Source organism: Mycobacterium sp. (assembly GCF_025933915.1).
Taxonomy (GTDB): Bacteria; Actinomycetota; Actinomycetes; order Mycobacteriales; family Mycobacteriaceae; genus Mycobacterium.
In genome coordinates, this window is sequence record NZ_JAICZA010000192.1 from 1 (window position 1) to 7,532 (window position 7,532).

Annotated in this window: 9 protein-coding genes; 5 read left to right on the forward strand and 4 right to left on the reverse strand. The window is 65.5% G+C overall.

Annotation, left to right across the window (positions count from 1 at the left end):
• Together Q0W90_RS21590 and cobF are read right to left on the reverse strand one after the other, a co-directional pair.
• Positions 1-324 (reverse strand): DNA-formamidopyrimidine glycosylase family protein (locus tag Q0W90_RS21590; protein WP_297776497.1); only part of this gene is annotated, 324 nt, incomplete at its 3' end.
• 4 nt (positions 325-328) lie between these two features.
• Positions 329-1,081 carry a precorrin-6A synthase (deacetylating) gene (gene cobF, locus Q0W90_RS21595; protein ID WP_297593023.1) on the reverse strand — a complete coding sequence of 251 codons (753 nt, stop codon included), beginning with the start codon at positions 1,079-1,081 and terminating at the stop codon, positions 329-331.
• Between the two features lie 128 nt (positions 1,082-1,209).
• Here cobF and Q0W90_RS21600 point away from each other — a divergent pair, with 128 nt between their 5' ends.
• The 4 genes from Q0W90_RS21600 (at position 1,210) to Q0W90_RS21615 (ending at position 5,477) form a co-directional block, all read left to right on the forward strand.
• Positions 1,210-2,115: a diiron oxygenase gene (locus Q0W90_RS21600; RefSeq protein ID WP_297776500.1), complete on the forward strand. Its 906-nt coding sequence runs from the start codon at positions 1,210-1,212 to the stop codon at positions 2,113-2,115.
• Positions 2,116-2,369: 254 nt separating this feature from the next.
• A complete protein-coding gene (locus tag Q0W90_RS21605) occupies positions 2,370-3,350 on the forward strand; it encodes a DUF4873 domain-containing protein (RefSeq protein ID WP_297776505.1) in 981 nt (326 codons plus the stop codon).
• A gap of 396 nt (positions 3,351-3,746) precedes the next feature.
• Positions 3,747-4,511, forward strand: coding sequence for an STAS domain-containing protein (locus Q0W90_RS21610; RefSeq protein WP_297593019.1), 765 nt, complete (start codon positions 3,747-3,749; stop codon positions 4,509-4,511).
• 99 nt (positions 4,512-4,610) lie between these two features.
• Positions 4,611-5,477 carry an LLM class flavin-dependent oxidoreductase gene (locus Q0W90_RS21615; protein ID WP_297593017.1) on the forward strand — a complete coding sequence of 289 codons (867 nt, stop codon included), beginning with the start codon at positions 4,611-4,613 and terminating at the stop codon, positions 5,475-5,477.
• Positions 5,478-5,554: 77 nt separating this feature from the next.
• Here the strand turns inward: Q0W90_RS21615 and Q0W90_RS21620 are convergent, their stop codons facing one another.
• On the reverse strand, positions 5,555-6,361 hold the full coding sequence (locus Q0W90_RS21620; RefSeq protein ID WP_297593015.1) for an enoyl-CoA hydratase/isomerase family protein: 807 nt from the start codon (positions 6,359-6,361) through the stop codon (positions 5,555-5,557).
• Between the two features lie 61 nt (positions 6,362-6,422).
• On the opposite strand from Q0W90_RS21620, the gene Q0W90_RS21625 reads away from it, so the two are divergent.
• A complete protein-coding gene (locus tag Q0W90_RS21625; protein ID WP_297593013.1) occupies positions 6,423-7,340 on the forward strand; it encodes a class I SAM-dependent methyltransferase in 918 nt (305 codons plus the stop codon).
• Positions 7,341-7,415: 75 nt separating this feature from the next.
• Here Q0W90_RS21625 and Q0W90_RS21630 read toward each other — a convergent pair.
• Positions 7,416-7,532, reverse strand: a 117-nt coding sequence (locus tag Q0W90_RS21630; RefSeq protein WP_297776507.1) for a hypothetical protein, incomplete at its 5' end; no start/stop codon positions are given.

The following is a 7,532-nucleotide window of genomic DNA, read 5'->3' on the forward strand; positions in this document are numbered from 1 at the left end:
CGCCTCACCGGGCGTGCCCAGGTGCACCCGCAGCGCGATCGGGCCCTTGCCGGGCCGCAGCGGCGCCGCGGCCAGCTTGTCGGACCACCGCAACCAGCCCGCCCGCGACAAATGAGCGATCAGGAAAAGCTTGTCGGTCCGCAATCCCAGGTATTTGCCCCAGCGATCGGCACCGACCACGGTTTGGCCGTGCAGCGCGCTGATCGGCGGATCGAAGGTCTTCAGCACGGACAGAGCGGCGATATCGACCCGACCGACCGTCAGGCCCACGGCATGGCGCCGTAGATGGTCGACCAGCGCTTCGATCTCGGGCAGTTCGGGCACGGTTTCAGTCTGCCGGTCTGAGCAAATAGGTGTCCATGATCCAGCCGTGTCGGGCGCGGGCTTCGGCTCGCAGCGAAACGATGCGCGGGCCCACCTCGCCGACCGTGCCGGCGATGAGCAGTTCGTCGTCGGTGCCCAGGTAGGCGCCCCACCAGATCCGGGTGTCGGGCGGGCACACCTGAAACGAGCAGTCCGCGTCGAGCATCACGACCGCCGCCCCGGCCAACCCGTGCGCGCGCAACTGCCGGCCGGTGGTGATGAGCACGGGTTCGCCAACCTCGTTGAGCGGGATGCGATGCCGGGCGGTCAGCGCCTGCACCGCGGTGATGCCCGGGATCACGTCGAACGTGAAATCCACCTGCGCGGCTTCTGCCTTGATGGCGTCGAGGATGCGCAGGGTGCTGTCGTAGAGCGACGGATCGCCCCAGGCCAAAAACGCTCCGACGCCGTGCGGACCAAGCTCCGCCGAGATGGCCTTCGCCCAGATCCGTGCGCGTGCGGCATGCCAATCCGCAACCGCATTCCGATACTCCGCATCGGCTGCGCGCTGGGGGTCGGGCAGCTCGACGAACCGGTAGCCCGGCTCGCGGATGAACCTGGTGCAGATCTCGCGTCGCAGCGCCACCAGGTCGCTTTTGCGCTCGCCCTTGTCCATCGCGAAAAACACCTGCGTGTCGTTGAGGGCCTCGATCGCCTGCACGGTCACATAGTCGGGATCCCCGGCGCCGATGCCGATGACGTGGATGTGCCGACCCAATGGACTCTCCTGACTCGCGTCGCTGCTCAGCCCACATTGCCGAATCGATACCGCAAAGGCCTAGTCGGGACCAGAAGTACCCGGTACCATGGGTACCGTATGAAACGCCCAATGGAGGGACGCGAGCGATGACCACTGCGGTGAAGCCAAATGGGCCGAGTCGTGAGGAGTTTTCTGAGCGGTTGCTCAAGGGCTCGGTCAAGAAGTCTTATGAGCCGGTCGTCGACATCGATTGGGATGCCCCGCTCGACCCCGACAAGTTCTATCTGCCACCGCGGCTGGTGTCGCTGTACGGCACCCCGATGTGGGACGAGATGGGCCGCGAACAGCAGATCGAGCTGTCCCGCCAGGAATTGGTCAACACGCTCTCGGCCGGGATCTGGTTCGAGAACATGCTCAACCAAGCGTTGCTGCGCACGATCCTGCACGAAGACCCGACCAGCAGGTCGACGCATTACAAGCTGACCGAACTGGGTGACGAGACCCGTCACATGGTCATGTTCGGCAAGGCCATCGAGCGCATCGGCGCAAAACCGGTGCGGCCCCGGCTGTTTCACCGGATGATCATCAACCTGCTTCCGCTGGCGTTTCAGCGTGGCTCGATGCTGTGGGTTGCCGCCCTGATCGGTGAGGAAATCTTCGACTCGCTACAGCGGCAGATGATGGACGACCCGGAACTACAGCCAATCATCCAGCGGCTCATGCGTATTCACGTCACCGAGGAGGCGCGTCACATCCAATTCGCGCGCGACGGTGCGCGCAAACGCGTCGCCGAAATGCCTCGGGTCAACCGCTGGTTCATGGCCAACATCAACGGGCTGGGCGGCTACTTCTTCAACTATCTGTTCAGCAATCCGATCCCTTATGCGCGAACCGGTCTCGACCCGCAGCGGGCCCGAAAGGCCGCGCGCACCAGCCCGCACCGCCGTGACATCCAGGTTGCCGGCTTCGCTCCACTGGCGGCGTTTTTGACCGAGGTAGGCCTGATGGGCCGCCTCGCGCGCCGCGGCTGGAAGCGCAGCAGATTTCTGTGACGTCGCCGCGGGCCGGCGGCGAGTCCCGGTGCCACATCGTCATTGTCGGCGCGGCGGTCGGCGGTCAGAACGCCCGGGCCGCTTTGTCGGGCGCCGGCTTCACCGATGTCCTCCTGCTCGACGCACCCGGCCAGGAAATCGTCAACTCACGATTCGACGACGCCTCGGACACCTGGCTGTTGACCACCGCGGGTGGCGTGATCGTTCGGGCCGATGTCGTCGTCGCCGCCGGCCGCGGCGTCTCCGTCCCGTGGCTGCCGGGGATCGCCGGGCACGACCAGTTTCGCGGCGAGTCGTTTCACGCCGCGGAGTGGGATCCGAGGTTTGACCCGTCCGGCAAACGCATCGCGGTAATCGGCACCGACGCCACGGCCGGCCACCACCTCGGCCGGCTGGCCCACGCCGCAGCATCCGTCACCGTTTTCGCCCGCGCACCGCGTCGAGTTGTCGCCGAGGTGCCGCGGTGGTCAACCCGCGCCCAACGCTGGCTGCGCAACCACATCCGCCCGGCCCCGGCGCGACCTTCGGTGGTGATCGCTTCGTCGGCGATCGAGGCGGTCACCGCATCGGGCGTGCGCACCGGCGACGGCGTCCACCACCGTGTCGACACCATCATCTACGGCACCGGATTCTCGATCCCCGATCACATCGCCGACGAGACGCTGACCGGCGCGAGCGGGCTGCCCATCCGGCAGGCCTGGCACGACGGCATGGAGCCGTTCTACGGGGTGGCGGTGCACGGATTTCCCAACTACTTCTTCATCACCGGACCCGATCCCGACGCGCAAGTCCGCTACATCGTCGAGTGCCTCAAACTCATGAAGCGCACCGGAAGCGGCCGCATCGAGGTGCGTGCCAGCAGCCAGCAGGTCTTCAATGAACGTGCCCAACTGCAAGCGGCCGAACCTCCACCGGTGACGTCCGCCTTCGACCTTTCGGCAACCTCGCCGTCCCGTGCTGACACCTACGACGGTGCCGCCACGCTGGAGATCGCCGGGCACCGCCATCCCGTGCGGGTCCGGCTCACTGGTCATCTGAACCCGATCGACGGGCGCTACCACTGGCAGGGAACGGTGTTTGGTTCACCGTCGGGTGACGACCTCAACCAGGCGCGGACCGCCACGCTGACGGTGGGTCAGCGCAGCGCGTCGGCGCGCATCGTCGAACGGACACCCTGGGGCACGCACTCGGTCGCCGGAGTGGGCGCTCCGCCCTATGCGCTGAGCGACGGGTGAAGTGGCACGAGCATCGCTTCGCACGCTGATGCAACGCCGCGAACGTGGGTACATTTCCGCAGCAAATGCACCATTTTTGGCCATACCAAAAAGTTTGGCCGCGCTCACCGCGTGGTAATCCGGGGGAAGCGCGTGTTAAGCAATGAACTCCATGGCGCTTTCGGGGCGGTCCGCGGATCGACGTCTCGACGGACACGGAGGGGGGCGCATGATTCGTTCATTGCGGACCTACGGCGTGAGTCCGCAGGGCTCCCGATCGCAGTCTGCTGTTTCTCGGCGCGTTGAGTCCGGTCCATTGCGAACTAGACTTTTGCCGTTGAGGGCGGATACTCAAGCAGTCGGCCCGGCAGAACACAAGGAGCGGGAAATGTATCCGGACGTCCCGATTGAGCTGGGATGAGCCCGGTGGCTGAGTCGGCCAGTTCGTTGGCCGTTGCGACGCGCACGGATGACTCGGTAGCCGTTCTGACCGTCGACGGTGTGCTTGAGGCCGCCAACTCCACCGCACTTCGCGACCGCCTCATCAAGGCGACGTCGAACGAGGCCTCCGCCGTGATCGTCAACGTTTCCGGGCTCAAGCTCAACGCCGAACCGGCATGGTCGACCTTCATGGGCGCCTACTGGCAGATCGGCAGCGGGCCCCATGTTCCGATCGTGTTCGTCTGCACCAACCGGACAGCCCGCGAAGCGATCACCCGCAGCGGTATCGCCCACTTCATGCCGGTGTATTCCAGCGAGAAGGCAGCGATGAAGGCGCTCGGCCAGAACAGCCGTCGCGCCGTGCGGCGCGCCGATGCCCGGCTGCCCGCCGACCTGACCAGCCTGCGTGAATCGCGGCGGCTGGTCCGTGAGTGGCTGACCACATGGTCGCAGGCCAAGCTCATCCCCGTCGCGCTGGTGGTCGTCAACGTGTTCGTGGAAAACGTGCTCGAACACACCGCCAGCGTTCCGGTGATGCGGATCCAGGCGCAGGGCACGACCGCGACCATCGCGGTGTCCGACGCAAGTAACACGCCCGCCGCGCGACTGCAGGCTCCGGCGAAGGGCATCGACGTGTCCGGCCTGGCGATCGTCGACGCCTTGTCACGCGCCTGGGGGAGCACGCCCACGTCGTCCGGGAAGACCGTGTGGGCGGTCATCGGCCCCGAGAATCAGCTTTAGCGCCTTCCAACCGGTTCCAGCCACACCAATCTGCCGGTTGTGCTGAAACTAGAACACGTTCTAGTCTCGTGTGACGACCCCACCAGGAAGGCAGATGACGTGCGGTTTACCTACGCAGAGGCGATGACTGACTTTAGGTTCTACGTCCCGCTGGCCAAGGCGGCCGAGGCGGCCGGATACGACGCCATGACGATCGCCGACAGCATCGCCTACCCCTTCGAATCCGACTCGAAGTACCCCTACACCCCGGACGGCAACCGCGAGTTCCTGGACGGCAAAGAGTTCATCGAAACCTTTGTGCTCACATCGGCATTGGGTGCGGTCACCTCGAAGCTGCGCTTCAACTTCTTCGTCCTCAAGCTGCCCATCCGCCCACCAGCCTTGGTGGCCAAGCAAATTGGGTCGCTGGCCGCGATGACCGACAACCGGGTAGGCTTCGGCGTCGGTACCAGCCCGTGGCCGGAGGACTACGAATTGCTGGGAGTCCCGTTCGCCAAGCGGGGCAAGCGAATGGACGAGTGCATCGAAATCATCCAGGGCCTCACCTCCGGTGATTACTTCGAATTCCACGGCGAGTTCTACGACATTCCCAAGACCAAGATGACGCCGGCTCCCACCAAACCCGTCCCGATCCTGATCGGCGGTCACGCCGACGCGGCGCTGCGACGCGCGGCACGCTTGGACGGCTGGATGCACGGTGGCGGCGACCCCGAGGAACTCGATCACCTGCTTGCCAAGCTCAAGCGGTTCCGCGAAGAAGCAGGCAAGACCGGGCCGTTCGAGATCCACGTCATCTCGGTCGATGCCTACACCGCCGACGGCATCAAACGGCTCGAGGACAAGGGCGTCACCGACGTCATCGTGGGCTTCCGCATCCCCTACATCAAGGGAAATGACACCGAGCCGCTGGAGCACAAGATCCGCAATTTGGAGATGTTCGCGGAGAACGTGATCGCGAAGCTCTAGCGGCGGTCGCAAGCGCGGCGAAGCCGGGCGCAGCGGGCCGCCGCCATCGGGCTAGCGGCGGTCGCGTCGCTATCTCGTCACAGCGGATCCCATCTCGGAGCACGCTTTTCCCGATGCGCCATGGCGGCCTCGACAGGATTGTTGGTGAAGCCGGTGAGGATCTGCGTGCGGTTCTCGATCTCGATGGCATGGCGCAGGCTGGGGGCGTCCAGCGCCGCGTTGAGTCCAATCTTGGTCTGCCACACGCCATAAGCATTGTTCTCGGCGATCGAGCGGGCCAGCTTGAGCGCGGCGGGCATCAGGTCGTCAGGCGCGACCACCTCGTGCACCAGCTTGATGCGATAGGCCTCGGCCGCGTCGATGATGCGACCCGTGAGCATGAGTTCGCGTGCCACCCCGGCACCGACGATTTTCGGCAGCAGGTAGCTGGTGCCCATGTCCATCGACGAGAAGCCGGCCTTGATGAATACCGAACCGAACCGGGCCTGATCCGAGGCGACCCGGATATCGCTCACCAACGAGAACGCCAGGCCGCCCCCGACGGCGACACCGTTGACCGCGGCGATCACCGGGATGTCCAGCTCGTAGATCCGGGTGTACAGGTTGGCCAGCCGGACCTGGGCGTCGTAATTGACCTTGAACGCCGGGGTGGTCGGCTTGTTGCGCGTCCAGGGCTCACCGGTGCCGCTCAAATCGGCCCCGGCGCAAAACCCGCGCCCGGCGCCGGTCAGGATCGCCACCCTGAACTCGCCTGCGCTGAGTGCGTCCAAGGCGTCGTCGACGCCGTCGATCAACGATCCGTCGATCGCGTTGAGACGCTCCGGCCGGTTCAGGGTGATGCAGGCGATGTGGTCCTCGAGAGTTTCCAGTTTGACTGAAGGCATACCGAGACCGTAGGCGACCGATCGGGCATACCGTGGTTTGGCCACACATGAAGGAGAAGCCATGGCACGAACCGAAGGTGACACCTGGGACCTGGCCAACAGCGTGGGCGCCACCGCCACCATGGTGGCCGCCGCCCGGGCGGCCGCCACAAGACGTCCGCAACCGGTCATCACCGACGAATTCGCCGAGCCGCTGGTGCGCGCCGTCGGCCTGGAGCTGTTCACCAAGTTGGCGACCGGCGAACTCGATTCCGGCGACATCGAGCAGGGCGTCGGATTCTCGCGGTTTGTCGACACCTTCGCCGCGCGGGCCCGGTTTTTCGATGACTACTTCGCCGCGGCCGGTCAGTCGGGCCTGCGCCAGGTCGTGATCGTGGCGTCGGGGCTGGATTCCCGGGCCTATCGGCTGCCCTGGCCCGCGGGGACGACGGTGTACGAGATCGATCAGCCGGAGGTGATCGCGTTCAAGACCGCGACGCTCGCCGAGATCGGCGCGGCCCCGAGGGCCGAACTGCGCACCGTGGGTATCGATCTGCGCGAGGATTGGCCGGCGGCGCTGCAGGCGTCGGGTTTTGACGCGGCCAAGCCGACGGCGTGGCTCGCCGAGGGAGTACTGATCGGATTCCTTCCGCCGGAGGGCGAAGTGCGGTTGCTGAACGCCATCATTCCCCTCTCCGGCGAGGGCAGCCGGTTCGCCGCCGATTTCGGGGGCGTCGCCGGGACTTCGCCGGAGATGCTAGAACAATCGCGGCTCATGGCCGAGGGCTGGCGACGGCGGGGACTCGATCTGGACATCACTGCGTTAACCTACCCCGGCGAGCACACCGACGTCGCCGCGCATTTGCAGGACAACGGATGGGAAACCACCAGATTCCGGCTCGCCGAGCTGTTTTCGGCGGCGGGCCTACCGGGACTAGGGGAAGCCGAGCACCAGGCCCCCGCCGCGACGATCAGCTTTGTGCGGGCGATCAAGTCCTGACCGCGAGAGTGCAACTGGCAGCACCTCGTCTCGGAAAATGCGTTGGCAGTTGCACTTTCGCGGTCACAAGAACGGTCACGAGGTTCGTTTGGCCAGCCATTCGGCCTGCATCACGAGAAGGGCCATGACCTCCAATTGCGGTGTCTGCGCGTCCAGTTCGCGGTATCGCTGATAGACGTTGACGACGACGCG